The sequence below is a fragment of the Citrobacter sp. CK180 genome (assembly GCF_030333655.1).
Taxonomy (GTDB): Bacteria; Pseudomonadota; Gammaproteobacteria; order Enterobacterales; family Enterobacteriaceae; genus Citrobacter_B; species Citrobacter_B koseri.
Window position 1 is genome coordinate 102840 of record NZ_JAOWFM010000040.1, and the last position, 21646, is coordinate 124485.

The following is a 21646-nucleotide window of genomic DNA, read 5'->3' on the forward strand; positions in this document are numbered from 1 at the left end:
GGGAAACTCACGGGCATATGGAGAAAAATAATGAGTCAAACATCATCAAATCCGGCGACCCTACGCTTGCCGTTTAAAGAAAAACTTGCCTATGGGATGGGTGATTTAGGCTCCAATATCCTGCTGGATATTGGTACGCTTTATTTACTTAAGTTTTATACCGATGTGCTGGGTCTACCGGGCACGTATGGCGGTATTATTTTCCTGATCGCCAAATTCTTTACCGCCTTCACCGATATGGGCACCGGGATTATGCTCGACTCGCGGCGTAAAATCGGCCCGAAAGGCAAGTTCCGTCCGTTCGTGCTCTATGCCGCGTTTCCGGTGACCCTGCTGGCCATCGCCAACTTTGTCGGCACGCCGTTTGAAATCACTGGCAAGACGGTGATGGCGACGGTGCTGTTTATGCTGTACGGCCTGTTCTTCAGCATGATGAACTGTTCGTATGGCGCGATGGTGCCCGCCATTACCAAAAACCCGGATGAGCGCGCCTCGCTTGCCGCCTGGCGTCAGGGCGGCGCCACGCTCGGCCTGCTGCTGTGCACCGTCGGTTTTGTTCCGGTGATGAATCTGATCGAAGGGAACGCACAGCTAAGCTATATTTTCGCCGCCACGCTGTTCTCACTGTTTGGCCTGCTGTTTATGTGGCTCTGCTACGCAGGCGTCAAAGAGCGTTATGTGGAGGTAAAACCGGTTGAAGCGACCGAAAAACCGGGGCTGCTCCAGTCGTTTCGCGCCATTGCCGGGAACCGTCCGCTGTTCATTTTATGTATCGCGAATCTCTGCACCCTGGGCGCTTTCAACGTTAAGCTGGCGATCCAGGTGTATTACACCCAGTACGTACTGAATGACCCGATCCTCCTCTCCTGGATGGGCTTTTTCAGCATGGGCTGCATTTTTATCGGCGTCTTTTTAATGCCCGGCGCGGTAAGACGCTTCGGCAAGAAAAAGGTCTACATCGGCGGCCTGCTGGTTTGGGTTATCGGCGATCTTCTCAACTACTTCTTTGGCGGCGGCTCGGTCAGTTTTGTCGCGTTTTCCTGCCTGGCGTTTTTCGGTTCAGCGTTTGTGAACAGCCTGAACTGGGCGCTGGTCTCCGACACGGTGGAATACGGTGAATGGCGCACCGGCGTGCGTTCAGAAGGAACGGTATACACCGGTTTTACCTTCTTCCGTAAAGTATCTCAGGCGCTGGCGGGCTTCTTCCCCGGCTGGATGCTGACCCAAATCGGCTACGTGCCCAATGTGGTGCAATCGGCAGGCACTGTCGAAGGTTTGCGGCAGTTGATCTTTATTTATCCGTGCGCGCTGGCGGTGATAACCATCATCGCAATGGGATGTTTCTACAACCTCAACGAGAAGATGTATGTCCGCATCGTTGAAGAGATAGAAGCCCGTAAACAAACGGCTTAACAATGATAATAAAGGCGCCCTTCGGGGCGTTATTGAGGAGCGATTATGTCTGACCATGATCCGCTGACGCTAAAACTGAGCCTACGGGAAAAATATGCCTATGGCATGGGTGACTTCGGCTCAAATTTGATGCTGTGTATCGGTACGCTGTATCTGCTTAAGTTTTATACCGATGAACTGGGGATGCCCGCATATTACGGTGGGATTATCTTTCTGGTGGCGAAGTTCTTTACCGCGTTCACCGATATGTTGACGGGGGTGCTGCTGGATTCCCGTCGTCATATTGGCGCTAAAGGTAAGTTTCGCCCTTTCATTCTGTATGCATCATTTCCTGTCGCGCTGGTTGCCAGCGCGCAGTTTCTCGCCACCGATTTTACGCTGACGGTCAAAACAGCGCTGGCAACCGTACTGTTCATGCTGTTTGGCCTGTTTTACAGCCTGATGAATTGCTCATACGGGGCGATGGTGCCCGCTATCACCAGAAACCCGCATGAGCGCGCCCAACTCGCAGCATGGCGTCAGGGCGGCGCAACGCTCGGTCTGTTGCTGTGTACCGTTGGCTTTATGCCGATTCAGGCGCTCTTTACCCAGTCATCTTCTCTGGGTTATCTGGTAGCCGCGCTGATTTTCTCCGTTTGCGGCCTGTTCAGTATGTGGTGGTGTTTCAGCGGGGTGAAAGAACGGTATATCGATATCGTTCCGGCCCACCATAAGCCCAGCATTCTTAAATCCTTCTGTGCGATTTTCCGCAATCCGCCGCTGCTGGTGCTCTGCGTGGCCAACTTATGTACGCTGGCCGCGTTTAACATCAAACTGGCGATTCAGGTCTATTACACCCAGTACGTGCTGAACGACATCCATTTGCTGTCATGGATGGGATTTTTCAGTATGGGGTGCATTCTGGTCGGTGTACTGCTGGTACCCGTAACCGTAAAACGGTTTGGGAAAAAGCAGGTCTATCTCGGCGGCCTGACGTTGTGGGCTATCGGCGATGTGCTGAACTTTCTCTGGGGCGGAACCTCTTTCCTGTTCGTGATCTTCTCCTGCATGGCGTTTTTCGGCACCGCGTTCGTTAACAGCCTGAACTGGGCGCTGGTTCCCGATACGGTCGATTACGGCGAATGGAAAACAGGTATTCGTGCGGAAGGGTCGGTCTATACCGGTTATACCTTCTCACGAAAAATTTCTGCGGCGCTGGCGGGTTTCTTGCCCGGCATTATGCTGACGCAAATTGGCTACGTGCCGAACATAGCGCAAAGTGCGGAGACGTTACTTGGCCTGCGTCAGCTGATATTTCTCTGGCCATGCGGCCTGGCGATTATCGCCGCACTCACAATGGGCTTTTTTTATAAGCTCAATGAAAAACGTTTTGCTTTTATTATTGAGGAAATTAGCCAACGAAAGAAACAATCGATACAAACCGGCGTTGTAAGCCATTAAAAAACCTCTGTTCTAATTAAATAAAATAATTGCCGCTCTATCCATTTCGATGGATAGCGGCTCCCTACGCTTAAAAAATGGATTTACTATGAAAACGTTGAACACAATAATGCTGTTATCCTCTGTTATCTCCACTTCTGTTTTTGCGGGCGCGTATGTGGAAAACCGCGAGGCCTATAATCTGGCATCCGATCAAATGGAATTCATGCTGCGCGTTGGTTACAACTCCGATATGGGGGCCGGAATTATGTTGACCAACACCTATACGCTACAGCGTGATGATGAATTAAAGCATGGTTATAATGAAATTGAGGGTTGGTATCCGTTATTTAAACCGACGGACCGGTTAACCATTCAACCCGGTGGTCTGATAAACGATAAAAGCATCGGTTCTGGCGGCGCTGTTTATCTGGACGTCAATTATAAATTCACGCCGTGGTTTAACCTGACGGTTCGTAACCGTTACAACCATAATAACTACAGTTCTACTGATTTAAATGGTGAATTAGATAATAACGATAGCTATGAAATCGGCAACTACTGGAATTTCATCATTACTGATAAATTTTCTTATACTTTTGAGCCACACTATTTTTATAATGTGAATGATTTTAACAGCAGCAACGGAACCAAACACCACTGGGAAATTACCAATACTTTCAGATACCGGATTAACCAGAACTGGCTGCCGTACTTAGAGTTACGTTGGTTGGATCGCAATGTGGAACCCTACCATCGGGAGCAAAACCAGATTCGTGTCGGGGTAAAATATTTCTTCTGAACAGGATAATAAAAAAGCCGCTGAAATCAGCGGCTTTTTGTTGCCGGATGGCGGCTAACGCCTTATCCGGCCTACGAATCGGAGTTATCAGGCCGATTTTGTAAGCCCGTATTACTCTTCTTTCGCGCCACGCATTGCACGACGACGATCGTTTTCCGTCAGGTGACGTTTACGAATACGGATAGAGGTTGGAGTCACTTCTACCAGTTCGTCGTCATCGATGAACTCCAGAGCCTGCTCCAGGGTCATCTTGATCGGCGGAACCAGAACCGTTGCTTCGTCAGTACCAGACGCACGCATGTTGGTCAGTTTCTTACCGGTCAGGCAGTTTACGGTCAGGTCGTTAGAACGGCTGTGAATACCGATGATCTGGCCTTCGTAAACTTCCGCGCCGTGACCCAGGAACAGCTTACCGCGATCCTGCAAACCGAACAGTGCGAACGCAACCGCTTTACCCTGACCGTTGGAGATCAGTACGCCGTTCTGACGCTGGCCTACTTCGCCCGGACGGATATCGTCGTAGTGGCTGAAGGTGGAGTACAGCAGACCCGTACCGGAGGTCATGGTCATGAACTCTGAACGGAAACCGATCAGACCTCGGCTTGGGATCACGTAGTCAAGACGTACGCGGCCTTTGCCATCTGGATTCATGTTTTTCAGGTCGCCTTTACGCTCGCCCAGCGCCTGCATCACAGAACCCTGGTGCTGCTCTTCGACGTCCAGCGTGACGTTTTCGTACGGCTCTTGTTTACGGCCGTCGATTTCGCGGAAGATAACTTTCGGACGGGAAACCGCCATCTCGAAACCTTCACGACGCATGTTTTCAATCAGAACGGACAGGTGCAGTTCACCACGACCGGATACACGGAACGCGTCCGCATCTTCGGTTTCTTCAACGCGCAGCGCAACGTTGTGTACCAGTTCTTTGTTCAGACGCTCAAGGATCTGACGAGAGGTCACGTATTTACCTTCTTTGCCGCAGAACGGAGAGGTGTTTACGCAGAAGAACATAGAAACGGTCGGCTCATCAACAGACAGCGCTGGCAGCGCTTCAACATTCTGCGGATCGCAGATGGTGTCGGAGATGTTCAGCTCGCCCAGACCGGTGATTGCAATGATATCGCCCGCTTCCGCCAGGTCGCTATCAATACGTTCCAGACCCAGGTGAGTCAGCACTTTGCCCACTTTACCGTTACGGGTTTTGCCTTCGCTATCGATGATAGTGATTTGCTGGTTCGGCTTCACTTTACCGCGCTTGATACGACCAATGCCGATAACGCCAACATAGTTGTTGTAGTCCAGCTGAGAGATCTGCATCTGGAGCGGGCCGTCCAGGTCAACGTCCGGTGCCGGTACGTGGTCAACGATCGCCTGATACAGCGGGGTCATGTCTTCCGCCATATCTTCGTGATCCAGACCTGCGATACCGTTCAGCGCCGAAGCGTAGATGATCGGGAAGTCCAGCTGTTCGTCGGTCGCGTCGAGGTTAACGAACAGGTCGAATACCTGGTCTACAACCCAGTCAGGGCGCGCGCCAGGACGGTCAACTTTGTTGATAACAACAATCGGCTTCAGGCCATGAGCAAAGGCTTTTTTGGTCACGAAGCGCGTCTGCGGCATCGGGCCGTCAAATGCGTCAACCACCAGCAGCACGGAGTCTACCATGGACATTACACGTTCAACTTCACCACCGAAGTCGGCGTGTCCTGGGGTATCAACGATGTTGATACGGTAATCATTCCATTTGATAGCAGTGTTTTTAGCGAGGATGGTAATCCCACGCTCTTTCTCCAAATCGTTGGAGTCCATCACACGCTCTTGAGTTTCGGCACGCGCATCAAACGTACCGGATTGCTGTAGCAGCTTATCGACCAGGGTAGTTTTACCGTGGTCAACGTGCGCGATGATGGCGATGTTACGCAAATTTTCGATCACAACTTTGCCTCAGGCATTAGAAATAGCGCGTTATTGTACACGGATTAATCGCACTACAAAACAGGATCACAGAGATCCTCCGCAAACAAGTATTGCAGAGTTTCTTTGTGATCGCTTTCACGGAGCGTTAAAAGGGTCACTCACTGTCCATTGCACCAACATGGTGCTTAATGTTCACATTAAAGCACTATATTGGTGCAACATATCCACTATGGTGCGGCCCTTTTGCACGATGGTGCGCATGATAACGCCTTTTAGGGGCAATTTAAAAGTTGGCACAGATTTCGCTTTGTATTTTTTACGGCGACACGGCCAATTTTTGCAGAATTGAAGACTTCGTTACCACGACGACAATGACCAATCCGGGAGAGTTAAGTATGTCCGCTGAACACGTTTTGACGATGCTGAATGAGCATGAAGTGAAGTTTGTTGATTTGCGCTTCACCGATACCAAAGGTAAAGAACAGCACGTCACGATTCCTGCTCATCAGGTGAATGCCGAATTCTTTGAAGAAGGCAAAATGTTTGACGGCTCCTCGATCGGTGGCTGGAAAGGTATCAACGAATCCGACATGGTTCTGATGCCGGACGCATCCACTGCGGTCATTGACCCGTTCTACGCTGATTCTACGCTGATTATTCGTTGCGACATCCTGGAGCCAGGCACCCTGCAAGGTTACGATCGCGACCCGCGTTCCATCGCCAAGCGCGCGGAAGAGTACCTGCGCTCTACCGGCATCGCAGACACCGTTCTGTTCGGGCCAGAGCCAGAGTTCTTCCTGTTTGACGATATCCGCTTCGGTTCTTCTATCTCCGGTTCCCACGTCGCTATCGACGATATCGAAGGCGCATGGAACTCCTCCACCCAGTACGAAGGTGGCAACAAAGGTCACCGTCCGGCAGTAAAAGGCGGTTACTTCCCGGTTCCGCCGGTAGACTCTTCTCAGGACATCCGTTCTGAAATGTGTTCCGTTATGGAGCAAATGGGTCTGGTTGTAGAAGCACACCACCACGAAGTGGCAACCGCAGGTCAGAACGAAGTGGCAACCCGCTTCAACACCATGACCAAAAAAGCGGACGAAATTCAGATCTACAAATACGTTGTGCACAACGTCGCTCACCGTTTCGGTAAAACCGCGACCTTTATGCCAAAACCGATGTTCGGCGATAACGGTTCCGGTATGCACTGCCACATGTCCCTGTCCAAAAACGGGACTAACCTGTTCTCCGGCGACAAATATGCGGGTCTGTCTGAGCAGGCGCTGTACTACATCGGCGGCGTAATCAAACACGCGAAAGCGATCAACGCCCTGGCGAACCCGACCACTAACTCCTACAAACGTCTGGTTCCGGGTTATGAAGCACCGGTCATGCTGGCCTACTCCGCCCGTAACCGTTCTGCCTCTATCCGTATTCCGGTTGTTGCCTCTCCGAAAGCGCGTCGTATCGAAGTGCGCTTCCCGGACCCGGCTGCGAACCCGTACCTGTGCTTTGCCGCTCTGCTGATGGCGGGTCTTGACGGTATTAAGAACAAGATCCACCCAGGCGAAGCGATGGACAAAAACCTGTATGACCTGCCGCCGGAAGAAGCGAAAGAGATCCCACAGGTTGCAGGCTCTCTGGAAGAAGCGCTCAACGAGCTGGATATTGACCGCGAATTCCTGAAAGCAGGCGGCGTGTTCACTGATGAAGCGATCGACGCGTACATCGCCCTGCGCATTGAAGAAAATGACCGCGTGCGCATGACGCCGCACCCGGTAGAGTTTGAGCTGTACTACAGCGTTTAATCGTTGAGTTGCCGTGGAACTTTTAGCCTGTTCAGGCAGGTTTGAGATTGATGGCGAATGATAAGACGCCTGATGGCGCAAGCTTATCAGGCCTACCGGTAACATCACCTTGTAGGCCGGATAAGGCAAAGCCGCCATCCGGCACAACGTTTGCCACTCATCTGTAGCCCATCACACGATGGGCTTTTTTCTCCACCAACGTTCTGATCCCACGCGCTTTTTACACGTAAAAAGCTATAATGCACTAAATTGGTGCAAACTATTCCAGGAGACTGCTAAATGGCAACAGGCACGCAGCCCGATGCTGGGCAGATCCTCAATTCTTTAATCAACAGCATTTTACTGGTCGACGACGAGCTGGCGGTGCATTACGCCAACCCGGCCGCACAACAGCTGCTCGCCCAAAGCGCCCGCAAGCTGTTTGGTACGCCGCTGCCTGAGCTGTTGAGCTATTTTTCATTAAATATTGGGCTGATGCGCGAAAGCCTGGAAGCGGGTCAGGGATTTACGGACAACGAAGTCACGCTGGTGATCGACGGACGCTCTCATATTCTCTCGCTAACCGCCCAGCGCCTGCCGGATAACTTCATCCTGCTGGAAATGGCGCCGATGGATAACCAGCGTCGCCTGAGCCAGGAACAGCTTCAGCATGCCCAGCAAATCGCCGCCCGCGACCTGGTGCGCGGTCTGGCGCATGAGATCAAAAACCCGCTTGGTGGTTTACGCGGCGCGGCCCAGCTGCTCAGTAAAGCCCTGCCTGACCCGGCGTTGCTGGAGTACACCAAAGTCATTATTGAGCAGGCCGACAGGCTGCGTAATCTGGTTGACCGACTGCTGGGGCCGCAACAGCCGGGTATGCACGTCACGGAGAGTATCCACAAAGTCGCAGAACGCGTCGTCGCACTGGTGTCGATGGAGCTGCCGGAGAACGTCACGCTGATTCGTGATTATGACCCCAGTCTGCCGGAACTGCCTCACGACCCGGACCAGATTGAACAGGTCCTGCTGAACATCGTGCGTAACGCTTTACAGGCGTTAGGGCCGGAAGGCGGTGAAATCATTCTGCGTACCCGTACCGCATTCCAGCTGACGCTGCATGGCGTGCGTTATCGCCTGGCGGCGCGCATCGACGTTGAGGACAACGGGCCGGGTATTCCGTCCCATTTACAGGACACGCTGTTTTACCCGATGGTCAGCGGTCGCGAAGGCGGCACCGGGCTGGGCTTATCCATTGCCCGTAATTTGATTGATCAGCATTCCGGCAAAATTGAATTTACCAGTTGGCCGGGTCATACCGAGTTCTCGGTTTACCTGCCTATCAGGAAATAAAGGTGACGTTTATGCAACGAGGGATAGTCTGGGTAGTCGATGACGATAGTTCCATCCGTTGGGTGCTTGAACGTGCGCTCGCCGGGGCGGGATTACATTGCACCACATTTGAAAACGGCAACGAAGTGCTGGACGCGCTGGCGAGTAAAACGCCGGATGTCCTGCTGTCGGATATCCGTATGCCGGGAATGGACGGACTGGCGCTGTTAAAACAGATCAAACAGCGTCACCCCATGCTTCCGGTCATCATAATGACGGCGCATTCCGATCTCGATGCCGCCGTCAGCGCTTATCAACAAGGCGCGTTTGATTATCTGCCAAAGCCTTTTGATATTGACGAAGCGGTCGCGCTGGTTGAACGCGCGATCAGCCATTATCAGGAGCAGCAACAGCCACGCAATGTCCAGATCAACGGCCCGACAACCGATATCATCGGCGAAGCGCCCGCGATGCAGGATGTCTTTCGCATTATTGGCCGCCTCTCACGCTCGTCTATCAGCGTGCTGATCAACGGCGAGTCCGGGACCGGTAAAGAGCTGGTCGCCCATGCGCTGCATCGCCATAGCCCACGCGTTAAAGCTCCCTTTATCGCCCTGAATATGGCGGCTATTCCGAAGGATTTGATCGAGTCCGAACTGTTTGGTCATGAAAAAGGGGCGTTCACCGGGGCGAATACCATTCGTCAGGGGCGCTTTGAGCAGGCCGACGGCGGCACGCTGTTTCTCGATGAAATCGGCGATATGCCGCTGGATGTGCAGACGCGTTTGCTACGCGTCTTAGCCGATGGGCAGTTTTACCGCGTTGGTGGCTATGCGCCGGTGAAGGTTGATGTGCGGATTATCGCCGCCACCCATCAGAACCTGGAATTACGCGTACAGGAAGGTAAGTTCCGTGAAGATCTGTTCCACCGCCTGAACGTGATTCGCGTACATTTGCCGCCGCTGCGCGAGCGTCGGGAAGATATTCCACGCCTGGCGCGGCATTTCCTGCAAGTGGCTGCCCGCGAGCTGGGCGTCGAAGCCAAATTGCTCCACCCGGAAACCGAAGCGGCGCTGACGCGTCTGGCCTGGCCTGGCAACGTGCGTCAACTGGAGAATACCTGCCGTTGGTTAACGGTGATGGCCGCCGGACAGGAGGTTCTGATTCAGGACTTACCCGGCGAGCTGTTTGAAGCCACGGTGCCAGACAGCCAGTCGCACATACAGTCAGACAGTTGGGCCACATTGCTGGCGCAGTGGGCGGATCGCGCGTTGCGTTCCGGTCATCAAAACCTGCTTTCTGAAGCGCAGCCTGAGCTGGAGCGTACGCTGTTAACCACCGCGCTGCGTCATACCCAGGGGCATAAACAGGAAGCAGCACGGCTGCTGGGATGGGGTCGTAACACCCTGACTCGCAAGCTAAAAGAGCTGGGTATGGAGTGACGATTCGTCGTTGTGTAAAGATTAATATTTAAGCGCAAATTGCCGTTATTTTGCGCTTTACTGTTCCGATGAGTTGAGTATGATCATGCCCGGCAAACAGGGAGAATCATCATGCTGGAATCATTAATCAATCTGGTATCGAGCGGAGCGGTCGACAGCCACACGCCACAAACTGCGGTTGCCGCAGTGCTGTGTGCAGCGCTGGTTGGGCTGTTTAGCTAAATGCGTGCCGGATGGCGCTACCGCTTATCCGACCTACGGTTGATGTTAACTTGTAGGCCCGGTAAGCGGTAGCGCCACCGGGCAACGCCACTAAATCACCCGTGAGAACTGCTGCATCCGCGCTTTCTGGCGCAGATAAGCATCAAAGCACATACAGATGTTACGGATCAGCAGACGGCCTTTCGGCGTAACCTGAATCCCCTTATCATCCACATCCACCAGCCCATCTTTCGCCAGCGGCGCCAGCAGCGCTAAATCTTCCGCAAAGTACGCCGCAAAGTTGAGATCCCACTGCTGTTCAACCGCTGCGTAATCGAGACGGAAGTTGCAGATCAGCGACTTAATAATATCCCGACGAATGCAGTCATCGCGGGTCAGCACAATGCCGCGCCATAACGCATTCCCCAGCTCATCCACCTGCTGATAGTAGCGCTTCAGCTCTTTCTGGTTCTGCGCGTAGCTGTCGCCAATCATACTGATGGCGGAAACGCCCATCCCCAGCAGGTCCGTATCGCCCTGAGTGGTATAGCCCTGGAAGTTACGATGCAGAACACCTTCACGCTGGGCAACGGCCAGCTCGTCATCCGGGCGGGCAAAGTGATCCATCCCGATGAACTGATAGCCCGTCTCCGTCAGCGACGAGATGGTCTCTTGCAGGATATCGAGTTTTTGCTGCGCGCTGGGCAGGTCGGCCTCTTTGATTTTGCGCTGAGCGGCGAATAACGTGGGCAAATGAGCGTAGTTAAAGACACTCAGGCGATCGGGGCTCAGCTCTGCCACGCGTCTGAGCGTAAAGGCGAAGCTTTCCGGCGTTTGCTTTGGCAGCCCGTAAATCAGATCGATATTCGTCGAGGTGAAGCCTATCTCGCGCGCATGATTGAGCAGCGAGAAGATAAACTCTTCATCCTGCTCGCGGTTAACCAGACGCTGAACGTCTTTATTGAAGTCCTGCACCCCCATACTCAGGCGGTTAAACCCTTGCGCGCGTAAATGATCGAGCACATCCAGCTCAATTTCACGGGGATCGACTTCGATCGAGATTTCGACGTCGTCGTTAAAATGAAAGTTTCCACGCAGAAGCGTCATTAACCGACTGATTTGCGCTTTATTCAGGTACGTTGGCGTTCCGCCGCCCCAGTGCAGTTGACTAACGCGACGTCCGGCAAACAGCGGCGCGCGATGAATAATTTCTTGTTCAAGCGCATCGAGATATTGGTCGGCCTTATGCTGCTGGCGGGTCACAATCTTGTTGCAACCGCAGAAGTAGCACAATTTATGGCAAAACGGGATATGAACGTACAGAGACAGCGGACGTTCAGGGTAACGCGCCACAGCGTGCTGAAATGCCTCTTCGCCGTAGTCTTCCGAAAACTCCAGCGCTGTGGGATACGAGGTATATCGTGGCCCGGAATAGTTATATTTCTGGATCAGGGCCAGATCCCAGTCTATCAACTGTTCAGACATGCTCACTCCTTCCGATGGCGTCGCTGGCGGGTACGGCGTACCGGCTTTACCCCACTACGGGTAATAAACCGGTTGCGCAGCCACTTCTGTCGCCGCGACAACCGCTGTAGTTTAACGAATAACCACACCAGATAACATACAACCGGAAGGGTTATAAGCAGGACGGGAAGGCCCACGGTGTAAACCCGTTAGTTGCCGCCCCGGAGCAGGCGCATCATATCTTCCTGCTTTTCGTCCTCTTCCTCTTCTTCATCGTCATCATAAGAGAGGCCCAACTTCTGCATCAGCTCATCAATACGATCCAGTTTGGCATCTACCCAGGTTTGGTCTTCCGCACTCAGGGTTTCGCCTGCTTCCAGACGTTCCAGCAGCGCATCCAGGCGCTCATCCGTTTCCAGTAAATCCAACTCAGCCTGCGGTGAAAGCATAGGTTTCTCACTCTTCGGTTTGTGCTGTTTGGTGACTTTTTCGGTCACACCCAGGGGAATGGGGGTTTTACTGCCAATTCGTGGATCTTTCTGCTTGTTCTGGTTTTTACCGCCTGAAGCCGCGTTGTCACCTGTCGCACGGCTCCCCGCCGCATGACCACGGTGTTTTTTCTGACGCTTACGGTCGCGCGCTTCCTGATTCAGCTCTTCGCGTGTTTTACGACGCGCTTTTGCGGGACCTTTACCGCGTGGTGTAGAAGTTGATTTCATAGTGATTCGTCTTTGGCTGTTTTAGTCAGTATATACTCTAAATAATTCGAGTTGCAGGAAGTCAACGCACATGCAACCTGAAGTATGACGAGTTTCATTTGCCGCGGAATCTAGCAGAAACCCTATAAAGAAAAAAGGCGACAGAGTAATCTGTCGCCTTTTTTGCTGTCTAACAACCCTAACGGGCTCTACGATCCCTGTTGGCTACCAACACGCCCTGTTTTTCCCTTAGCCTGAAACATTCCGTGTTGTTTCCATTTCCTTTTACTAACGTCTCCGAACGTTTGTCTTCCTGACAAATCCTGCGTCTTCGCCTCCTGGCGCTCCTGACCCTCATCCTGAGTCGTAATCCTGACAGCTTCCTCGCTATGGATGCTACTTTACTCTTCTGGCATAAACGCACAAGTAATCGAAACGCGAATGTCCACTTTTCAGAATATTGCCTGAAACATAACGTTATGATTTTATTATTTTATCTTAATTTTCGGCCTGCGCTTACTCTGAAATTTCGCATAAGAACAATCGGCAATGTCTCACAAAGAGCATGGTTTTAGCTTACACACATCCCGCATGCTGAAAAATCCGTCTTTTGCCGCTGTTCAGGTATAATCGCTGCAAAGCTTTGACTGACGGAGACGACCGCTTTGACTAATTTGAATTATCAACAGACGCACTTTGTGATGAGTGCGCCTGATATTCGCCATTTACCTTCCGATACCGGAATCGAAGTGGCTTTTGCTGGCCGTTCCAATGCAGGCAAATCCAGCGCGCTGAACACGCTTACGAATCAGAAGAGTCTGGCGCGTACATCCAAAACACCGGGCCGTACTCAGCTCATCAACCTGTTTGAGGTGGTTGAAGGCAAACGTCTGGTTGACCTGCCCGGCTATGGCTATGCAGAAGTCCCGGAAGAGATGAAGCGTAAGTGGCAACGCGCGCTGGGCGAATATCTGGAAAAACGTCAGAGTCTGCAAGGCCTGGTGGTACTGATGGATATCCGTCACCCGTTAAAAGATCTCGACCAGCAGATGATCCAGTGGGCCGTAGAGAGCAACATTCAGGTTCTGGTTTTACTCACCAAAGCGGACAAACTGGCCAGCGGCGCACGTAAAGCGCAGCTGAATATGGTGCGTGAAGCGGTACTGGCCTTTAACGGCGATGTGCAGGTAGAAACGTTTTCTTCCCTGAAGAAGCAAGGCGTGGATAAATTACGTCAGAAACTGGATAGCTGGTTTAACGATCTGGCTCCCGTGGAAGAGACGCAGGACGGGGAATAACCCACCGATATGCCGGATGGCGCCGCTGCGCGTCTTATCCGGCCTACAGTTCTTTATTCTTGCTCTAAGGCGGCAACACAGCAAATCCCCAGGAGCTTACATAAGTAAGTGACTGGGGTGAGCGACAAATCTGTCTGGAACAGATTTGAACGCCGCGAAGCGGCGGCCCGTAAGGGTGAGGCTCATGGATGAGCCGAGTAATTCGAAGCCAACGCGTATGCAGCTTGAAGTATGACGAGCAAAATAAAAAACGCCCCAGTCATTACTGACTGGGGCGGCTAAAATATTCAGCCAAATCCGATTACGTGAAGTAAAAGGTCTGAAAGATAGAACATCTTACCTCTGTACCCTACGCGAATAACTTTACTCTTTTTTGAGCAGCTCAGAAAGCACTTTTTGTAATTTTTTTTCATTCTTTACATAGGGAATTCTAATGATCATCACAAAACGTTCTATCTTATGTTGCTTAGTTACGAAAAAAGCGCGTTATTCAGTAAAGCCTTAGTGCGCCTGATCCCAGTTTTCGCCGCTACCCACTTCCACCAGCAACGGCACATCAATACGCGTGCAGTTTTCCATCAATTGATGGATCTTTTTCGATACCACGTCGAGATCATCTTTATGCACTTCGAACACCAGTTCATCGTGTACCTGCATGATCATACGCACGCGCGGCTGTTCATCTTGCAGCCATTTATCGACGGCAATCATAGCGCGCTTGATGATGTCTGCTGCCGTCCCCTGCATCGGAGCGTTGATGGCGGCACGTTCCGCACCAGCACGACGCGCAGCATTGCTGGATTTAATATCCGGCAAGTAGAGACGACGCCCTTCCAGCGTTTCAACATAGCCTCGCTCTTTTGCCTGAGCGCGCGTGCGCTCCATATATTCCAGTACGCCAGGGTAGCGTTCGAAGTAGAGATCCATATACTTCTGCGCCTCTTTGCGCGGAATATTGAGCTGACGCGCCAGACCGAATGCGCTCATGCCGTAGATCAGACCAAAGTTAATCGCTTTGGCGCTGCGGCGCTGTTCAGCCGTAACGCTCTCCAGCGGCAGTCCAAACACTTCAGCAGCCGTCGCCCGGTGGATATCTTTTCCTTCGGCAAAGGCAGTTAACAGACCTTTATCGCGGGAAAGGTGCGCCATAATACGCAGTTCAATCTGCGAATAGTCCGCTGATGCGATGACGTAATCTTGCGGAGCGATAAACGCCTGACGAATACGGCGTCCTTCCTCGTTACGTACCGGAATATTTTGCAGGTTAGGATCGGTAGACGATAAACGCCCCGTCGCGGTCACCGCCTGATGATAAGAGGTATGCACTCGCCCGGTTTTCGGGTTGATCATTAGCGGGAGTTTATCGGTGTAGGTCGATTTCAGCTTCGCCAGCCCGCGATATTCCAGAATCACCTTCGGCAGCGGATAGTCCAGCGCCAGCTCTTCCAGCACCTCTTCCGAGGTGGACGGCGCACCGCCCGGCGTTTTCTTCAGCGGCTTAATACCCTGTTTTTCAAACAGAATGGTTTGCAACTGTTTGGTAGAAGAGAGGTTAAATTCTTCTCCGGCGATCTCATGCGCCTTCTTCTCCAGCTCCGCCAGACGCAACGTGATCTCCTCTGAATGCTTATGCAGCACGGCAGGGTCGATTTTTACACCGTTACGCTCTACGCGGGAAAGCACCGGCACCAGCGGCATTTCGATATTCTCGAAGACATTCAGCGGCCCTTTGTACTGCTGTAGCTCTGGCCACATTTTCAAATGCAGCTGTAACGTAACATCCGCATCTTCTGCGGCATAACGTCCGGCCTCTTCCAGGGCAATCTGGTTAAAGGTCAGCTGATTTTTGCCTTTACCGGCAATCTCTTCAAAAGTGATGGTCTTATGCTTCAACCAGCGTTCGGACAGGCTGTCCATATCGTGGCGGCCAGCAACGCTGTTCAGAATGTAGGATTCGAGCATAGTGTCAAAAGCAATACCGCGCAGCTCAATGCCATAGTTCTGCAATACGCCGCGATCGTACTTCAGGTTTTGCCCAACCTTACGCGCCTTCTCATCTTCCAGCAGCGGCTTCAACAGCTCCAGCGCTCGCTCGCGGGAAATCTGATCGGGCGCATCCAGGTAGTCATGCGCCACAGGAACATAGGCCGCCACGCCCGGTTCAATAGCAAAAGAGAGACCGACCAGATTCGCCGCATGGTTATCCAAGCTGTCCGTTTCGGTATCAAATGCAAAAACGGGCGCCTTTTTCAGCTTCTCAATCCAGCTTTCCAGCGTCGCTTCATCCAGGATGGTGACGTAGTTATCGTAAGAAAGCGCGGTCGCAGGCACGTCTGGCGTTTCATCAATAACAATGGTTTCCTGCGGTTTTGCTGCGGGCTTCGCACCTTTCGCCTGTAGCCATTTACCCGCTTCCACATCGGTGGTCCAGCGCTTAAATTCATATTTCTTAAACAGGCCAAGCAACTCTTCAGCCGCTGGTTGTTGTACTTCAAGCTGATCGCAGCTTAGCTCCAGTTCGACATCCGTTTTGATGGTAGCCAGTTGATAAGAGAGGTAAGCCACCTCTTTATTCTGCTCAAGCTTCCCGGCCATGGTTTTCGCGCCACGGAAGGTTAAGCCCGCAATTTTATCTGATTCGGCATACAGGGTATCCAGCCCGCCTAACCCCTGAAGGAGCGCCTGGGCGGTTTTTTCACCCACGCCCGGCACGCCAGGAATGTTATCGGAAGAGTCGCCCATCAGCGCCAGGAAATCGATGATCAATTCGGGTGGAACACCGTACTTGTTCACGACTTCATCCGGGCCCAGAATCGTATTGGTCATGGTATTAATCAGCGTGATATTTGGCGTCACCAGCTGGGCCATATCTTTGTCGCCGGTGCTGATCAGCACCGGACGGCCCACCTTCTCGGCTTCACGCGCCAGCGTACCGATAACGTCGTCCGCTTCCACGCCCGAAACGGCCAGCAGCGGCAGGCCCATCGCTTTTACCATCGCATGCAGCGGTTCAATCTGCGCACGCAGGTCATCAGGCATCGGCGGGCGATGCGATTTGTAATGTTCAAATAACTCATCACGGAAGGTTTTACCCTTGGCATCAAATACCACTGCGGCATGCGTCGGCTGATACTGCATAATCAGGCTGCGCAGCATGTTGAGAACACCGTACATCGCCCCTGTAGGCTCCCCTGCGCTGTTCGTCAGAGGAGGAAAGGCGTGATACGCGCGATAGAGATAAGATGAGCCATCTACAAGGATAAGTGGGTTTTCTGGGATCTGAACCATAATGTCCGTGCCTGTTTATCAGATTATGGGTAAAGGATGCCACAGACAGGATGAAAACATGAGTTTTTCGCCGCATTTGTCGAAAAAGTTTTGTAGATCTTCTGGATCGCTCGCAAAGCGATCTGTGGATAACTTTGTGCATAAATTATTACATTTCATTTAATTTCATCCTGATGATTTAATTTTCATTAAACTTACCCATGTTTTTCAAAATGTTAATTAAATCACCAGAACTTTATCCCATTATTCAGCGTTATCTCAGTGTGTGGATAGATATCAATATTTTTTCTGTTTCGCTAAGACCCGTCATTTGATGCGTTTTCTGATAAAATCAGCCCCTTGCGTCTCTTTCGCGCACTATTTATGGCTAACCCGTTGAATAATTTAATTATGACAAGAATACTCGCTGCGATAACGCTGTTGCTGAGTATCGTATTGACCATTTTGGTCACTATTTTTTGTTCTGTGCCGATCATCCTTGCCGGGATCGTGAAGCTCCTTTTGCCCATTCCCGTCGTCTGGCGCAAGGTATCCGTTTTTTGTAATTTCATGATGTACTGCTGGTGTGAAGGGTTGGCGCTGCTGCTGCATCTCAATCCGTGGCTTAAATGGGACGTGGAAGGGCTGGAAGGCCTGAACAAGAAAAACTGGTATCTGCTTATTTGTAACCATCACAGCTGGGCCGATATCGTGGTGCTTTGCGTTCTGTTCCGTAAGCACATTCCAATGAATAAATACTTTCTTAAGCAGCAGCTGGCCTGGGTGCCGTTTATCGGCCTGGCCTGCTGGGCGCTGGATATGCCGTTTATGAAACGCTACTCGCGCGCTTATTTGCTCCGTCATCCCGAACAACGCGGTAAAGATGTAGAAACAACCCGCCGTTCTTGCGAGAAATTTCGCGCGCATCCCACAACGATCGTAAATTTTGTCGAAGGTTCGCGTTTTACCGAAGAGAAACGTCGGCAAACTCGCTCGCCATATAAAAACCTTCTCCCACCAAAAGCGGCGGGGATCGCGATGGCGCTAAACGTCTTAGGGTCTCAGTTCGATAAGCTGCTCAACGTTACCCTCTGCTACCCGGAAAACGATCGGAAACCATTCTACGATATGTTGAGCGGTAAACTGACGCGCATCGTGGTACGTATCGATCTGGAGCCGATTAAAGAAGAGCTACACGGTGACTATGTGAATGACAAAGGATTCAAACGCCGTTTCCAGCTTTGGTTGAATGCACTCTGGAATGAAAAAGACGAACAGATAGAAAAGATTAAAGCGGAAAACAAAAACGCCGGTCAATGACCGGCGATTTTTTTATTTCTTTTCAACCAGATGTTTCACGGTATCGGCGTACTGTTGTACGAAGATATCCATGCTGCTGGTATCCATCCCTTGCGGGTTAACCTGATATTTGCCGTTTACAAACATCGCCGGTACACCCTGAAGCTGGAGATCAGCGGCCGCTTTTTCTTGCTGCGCAACCAGTGATTTCACCACGAAGCTGTTCCATGCCGCATCGTAGTCTTCACCTTTCACACCCGCATCAACGAATACTTTGCGAATATCGGCAGCAGACTGAACGGTCTGGTTTTTCTGTACTGCTTCAAACATCGGCGCAGTGATTTTATCTTCCACGCCCAGTGCCATCGCCACAGCCCATGCCTGCGTCAGGTCCTTACCCAATGGGCCCAGGAACTCAACGTGGTATTTGGTCATTTTGGTGCCTTCAGGCAGCTTTTTCTTCACGTTATCAGAAACGTGCAGCACTTCTTCAAACTGATAGCAGTGCGGGCAGTAGAAGGAGAAAAACTCCAGAACCTGAGGCTCGCCAGCAACGGGCTTATCCAGTGTGATGTATTGCTTACCATCACTGAACTGCGCTGCCGATGCGCTAAAAGCTAAAATCATACCAGCCAGCGCCAGCCAAATCTTTTTCATGATCAACTCTCTCCTGATGTGTCCGTTTAATACATTGGCGTTAATTGTAAAGGGGGTTCTTGCAGCACTTTTGCCTGCTCAAGAAATGTCGCAGTCTGCCGTTGCCAGTAATCTTCCCCGGTTAACCACGGGAAATTTTTAGGAAACGCAGGATCAGCCCAGCGACGCATCAGCCAGGCAAGATAATAAACCAAACGCATCGCGCGTAAAGGCTCAATAAGTTCTATTTCAGCGGTATCGAACTCACTAACTTCTTCATAAGCCTCGATAATCGTTTCAAGCTGCATCCGCTGCTCGGCTTTATCGCCATTCAGCAGCATCCACAGATCCTGAACGGCAGGGCCATTGCGGGCATCATCTAAATCGACAAACAGCGGGCCATCACGCCAGAGGATATTTCCGGCATGGCAATCCCCGTGTAAACGCAGCATCTCAAAACGGGTATGCCAACGTTCGGTAACGGCAGCAATAAGGGTGTCCGTCGCGTTCAGGAAAGCCGCTTTTTGCCCCGAGGGAATCAGTGGTGCGTCTTCGAAAAGTTTGCGAGGTTCAATGAGATACTCTTCCAGGCCCATTGTCGGCCGGAAGGCAAAAGGGTGTTTACGCCCAGTCTGATGCAGGCGACCCAGATAGCGTCCTACCGCTTCCATCTGATCGATATTATCCGCTTCGAACTGTCGCCCACCGACGCTTGGGAAAATCGCGTAGTGGAATCCCTGGTGGTTCAGTAGCGTCTGCCCATTGAGGACAAGCGGCGCCGCGACCGGCACCTCATCTTTTACCAGTTCCAGTGCAAACTGATGCTCTTCCCGTATTTGATCGGCAGACCAACGCTCAGGGCGATAAAACTTAACGACAAAGCGTCGACGGTCTTCGTCCTGAAACTGATAGACGCGGTTTTCATAGCTGTTGAGCGGGGTAAGACCGGAATCCACCCGGATTCCCTGTTCAAACAGCGCATCCATGATGGTATCCGGGTGTAATGTCTGGAAAGTAAAAGCGTTGTCGTTCATCCCATCATCCGGAAAATACTACGAATGATTCAGGATATCATTTTGTGGCGATTTCGGTGGCGCCGCTTACAAGGTTTTACTCTTTAATCACGCCGCGTGCGCGTAATAGCGCTGTTTTGAAATCTTCTTCATAATCTTTCTGAATGCCAGGAATCACCGCATCTTTTGCGGAGCCACGCATTTTCAGGTGATAGATCAGAATGTCGTCGGTTAAATCCGCCAGTTCACCGTCAAAACCTGACTCTTTCGCCAGTTTCTGTAAAAATTGCAGCAGATTAAGATCGGGCTCTTTCTGCCAGGCTGGTTGCAGGAGTTCAATGACTTCATTCAGGCGTTTACATTTCATGGCTGTGCTCCTTAATTTGATGTAGATACGTTAGCAGGGTCAATCCCACAATAAAAGAGGCGATATCAGTGAATCTGGAGAGTGCAATAACGGGGGTTGTGCTGGCAGGCGGTAAGGCCAGGCGAATGGGGGGGGCAGATAAGGGTCTGCTTGAGCTGGATGGCAAACCACTCTGGAAGCATGTTGCTGATACGCTGGCGTCTCAGCTTGAAACCGTCGTGATTAACGCGAATCGCCATCAGGATATTTATCAACAAAGCGGTCTGAAAGTGATCCCCGATTCACTGGCCGATTTTCCGGGGCCTCTGGCGGGTATGTTGTCTGTTTTACAGCAAGAGAAGGGAGACTGGTTTCTGTTTTGCCCTTGTGACACGCCTTACATTCCCCGCAATCTGGTTGCGCGTTTAAAAGCTCAGCGTAATAACGCGCCTGTCGTATGGGTTCACGACGGCGAGCGGGACCACCCGACAATTGCACTGGTTAATCGCTCCGTAGCACCTTTCTTACAGGAATATCTCCGGTCAGGTGAACGGCGAGTCATGGTCTTTATGCGCCAGGCCGGTGGTCATGCTGTTGATTTCAGTGATTTTAAACAGGCATTTGTGAATGTGAATACGCCGGAAGAACTCGCCAGATGGCAGGAGAAATCATGATCCCACTACTCGGCATAGCCGCATGGAGCGGCACCGGTAAGACTACGCTGCTCAAGAAATTGATTCCAGCGTTATGCGCCAGAGGGGTTTGCCCAGGATTAATTAAACATACTCATCACAATATGGACGTAGATAAGCCCGGCAAAGACAGTTACGAGTTACGCAAGGCAGGCGCAGCACAAACGCTTGTCGCCAGTCGGCAACGTTGGGCGCTGATGACAGAAACACCGGAAGAACCTGAGCTGGATTTAACGTATCTGGTGAGTCGAATGGATGCTTCCAAGCTGGATATAGTGCTTGTTGAAGGTTTTAAGCACGAAGCGGTGGCGAAGATCTTGTTATTCCGACAGGGGGGTGGGCATGAAGTGGATGAGCTGACCATTGATGAACATGTGATCGCCGTCGCCAGCGACATTCCGCTTTCCCTGGATGTCCCGCTATTAGATATCAATGATATACCACAGATCGCTACATTTGTTTTGCGTTGGCTGGGACGATAGTACGCGGGCGGCACAGGTTTTTTGCAGGCAGGATAAGCGCAGCGTCATCCGGCTGCACCCGGGTGCATGAACGCAAAAAGGCCATCCCTCAGGATGGCCTCTTCACTTAATTAATGCCTGGCAGTTCCCTACTCTCGCATGGGG

19 protein-coding genes and 1 pseudogene are annotated in these 21646 nt (G+C 51.7%); 11 read left to right on the top strand and 9 right to left on the bottom strand.

Annotated elements, in window-relative coordinates; genetic code table 11:
- Positions 1–30: 30 nt before the first annotated feature.
- The 3 genes from OGV50_RS07305 (at position 31) to ompL (ending at position 3634) form a co-directional block, all read left to right on the top strand.
- Positions 31–1413 carry an MFS transporter gene (locus OGV50_RS07305; RefSeq protein WP_012133934.1) on the top strand — a complete coding sequence of 461 codons (1383 nt, stop codon included), beginning with the start codon at positions 31–33 and terminating at the stop codon, positions 1411–1413.
- A 45-nt stretch (positions 1414–1458) separates the two neighbouring features.
- Positions 1459–2853, top strand: a complete 1395-nt coding sequence (locus OGV50_RS07310) for an MFS transporter (protein ID WP_012133935.1) — start codon at positions 1459–1461, stop codon at positions 2851–2853.
- A gap of 88 nt (positions 2854–2941) precedes the next feature.
- Positions 2942–3634 (top strand): porin OmpL, encoded by a 693-nt coding sequence (ompL, locus tag OGV50_RS07315; RefSeq protein WP_024130675.1) that lies wholly within the window; start codon positions 2942–2944, stop codon positions 3632–3634.
- A 111-nt stretch (positions 3635–3745) separates the two neighbouring features.
- Here the strand turns inward: ompL and typA are convergent, their stop codons facing one another.
- Positions 3746–5569, bottom strand: coding sequence for a ribosome-dependent GTPase TypA (gene typA / locus OGV50_RS07320; protein ID WP_012133937.1), 1824 nt, complete (start codon positions 5567–5569; stop codon positions 3746–3748).
- Between the two features lie 377 nt (positions 5570–5946).
- Here typA and glnA point away from each other — a divergent pair, with 377 nt between their 5' ends.
- From glnA to OGV50_RS07340, 4 genes are all read left to right on the top strand, one after another.
- A complete protein-coding gene (glnA, locus tag OGV50_RS07325) occupies positions 5947–7356 on the top strand; it encodes a glutamate--ammonia ligase (protein WP_024130676.1) in 1410 nt (469 codons plus the stop codon).
- A 279-nt stretch (positions 7357–7635) separates the two neighbouring features.
- Entirely contained in the window at positions 7636–8685 is a 1050-nt protein-coding gene (gene glnL / locus OGV50_RS07330) for a nitrogen regulation protein NR(II) (RefSeq protein WP_047459914.1), read from the top strand.
- 11 nt (positions 8686–8696) lie between these two features.
- The gene (glnG, locus tag OGV50_RS07335) at positions 8697–10106 is read left to right on the top strand and encodes a nitrogen regulation protein NR(I) (RefSeq protein WP_047463826.1); all 1410 of its coding nucleotides are present in this window, start codon (positions 8697–8699) and stop codon (positions 10104–10106) included.
- A gap of 111 nt (positions 10107–10217) precedes the next feature.
- Positions 10218–10328, top strand: coding sequence for a YshB family small membrane protein (locus tag OGV50_RS07340; RefSeq protein ID WP_096753919.1), 111 nt, complete (start codon positions 10218–10220; stop codon positions 10326–10328).
- Between the two features lie 90 nt (positions 10329–10418).
- On the opposite strand, the gene hemN is transcribed toward OGV50_RS07340, so the two are convergent.
- From hemN to OGV50_RS07355, 3 genes and pseudogenes are all read right to left on the bottom strand, one after another.
- Entirely contained in the window at positions 10419–11792 is a 1374-nt protein-coding gene (hemN, locus tag OGV50_RS07345; RefSeq protein ID WP_071259434.1) for an oxygen-independent coproporphyrinogen III oxidase, read from the bottom strand.
- Between the two features lie 188 nt (positions 11793–11980).
- On the bottom strand, positions 11981–12490 hold the full coding sequence (yihI, locus tag OGV50_RS07350) for a Der GTPase-activating protein YihI (protein WP_012133944.1): 510 nt from the start codon (positions 12488–12490) through the stop codon (positions 11981–11983).
- A 178-nt stretch (positions 12491–12668) separates the two neighbouring features.
- A pseudogene (locus OGV50_RS07355) lies at positions 12669–12893 on the bottom strand (hypothetical protein).
- 241 nt (positions 12894–13134) lie between these two features.
- Between OGV50_RS07355 and yihA the strand changes: the two are divergent.
- Positions 13135–13767 (top strand): ribosome biogenesis GTP-binding protein YihA/YsxC, encoded by a 633-nt coding sequence (yihA, locus tag OGV50_RS07360; RefSeq protein WP_024130677.1) that lies wholly within the window; start codon positions 13135–13137, stop codon positions 13765–13767.
- A gap of 287 nt (positions 13768–14054) precedes the next feature.
- On the opposite strand, the gene spfP is transcribed toward yihA, so the two are convergent.
- Together spfP and polA are read right to left on the bottom strand one after the other, a co-directional pair.
- The gene (gene spfP / locus OGV50_RS23620; RefSeq protein ID WP_071892919.1) at positions 14055–14102 is read right to left on the bottom strand and encodes a small protein SpfP; all 48 of its coding nucleotides are present in this window, start codon (positions 14100–14102) and stop codon (positions 14055–14057) included.
- 166 nt (positions 14103–14268) lie between these two features.
- The gene (gene polA / locus OGV50_RS07365) at positions 14269–17055 is read right to left on the bottom strand and encodes a DNA polymerase I (protein ID WP_153259191.1); all 2787 of its coding nucleotides are present in this window, start codon (positions 17053–17055) and stop codon (positions 14269–14271) included.
- A gap of 363 nt (positions 17056–17418) precedes the next feature.
- Here polA and yihG point away from each other — a divergent pair, with 363 nt between their 5' ends.
- Entirely contained in the window at positions 17419–18354 is a 936-nt protein-coding gene (gene yihG / locus OGV50_RS07370) for a 1-acylglycerol-3-phosphate O-acyltransferase, YihG family (RefSeq protein WP_047459928.1), read from the top strand.
- A gap of 12 nt (positions 18355–18366) precedes the next feature.
- On the opposite strand, the gene dsbA is transcribed toward yihG, so the two are convergent.
- From dsbA to OGV50_RS07385, 3 genes are all read right to left on the bottom strand, one after another.
- Positions 18367–18990, bottom strand: coding sequence for a thiol:disulfide interchange protein DsbA (gene dsbA / locus OGV50_RS07375; RefSeq protein ID WP_012133950.1), 624 nt, complete (start codon positions 18988–18990; stop codon positions 18367–18369).
- A gap of 26 nt (positions 18991–19016) precedes the next feature.
- Entirely contained in the window at positions 19017–20003 is a 987-nt protein-coding gene (locus OGV50_RS07380; protein ID WP_058668363.1) for a serine/threonine protein kinase, read from the bottom strand.
- Between the two features lie 76 nt (positions 20004–20079).
- Positions 20080–20349, bottom strand: coding sequence for a YihD family protein (locus tag OGV50_RS07385; protein ID WP_058668362.1), 270 nt, complete (start codon positions 20347–20349; stop codon positions 20080–20082).
- Between the two features lie 68 nt (positions 20350–20417).
- Between OGV50_RS07385 and mobA the strand changes: the two genes are divergently transcribed.
- Together mobA and mobB are read left to right on the top strand one after the other, a co-directional pair.
- Positions 20418–21002: a molybdenum cofactor guanylyltransferase MobA gene (gene mobA, locus OGV50_RS07390; protein ID WP_060815954.1), complete on the top strand. Its 585-nt coding sequence runs from the start codon at positions 20418–20420 to the stop codon at positions 21000–21002.
- The gene (mobB, locus tag OGV50_RS07395) at positions 20999–21502 is read left to right on the top strand and encodes a molybdopterin-guanine dinucleotide biosynthesis protein MobB (RefSeq protein WP_077956821.1); all 504 of its coding nucleotides are present in this window, start codon (positions 20999–21001) and stop codon (positions 21500–21502) included. The genes mobA and mobB overlap by 4 nt, the downstream gene beginning before the upstream one ends.
- Positions 21503–21646 lie beyond the last annotated feature (144 nt).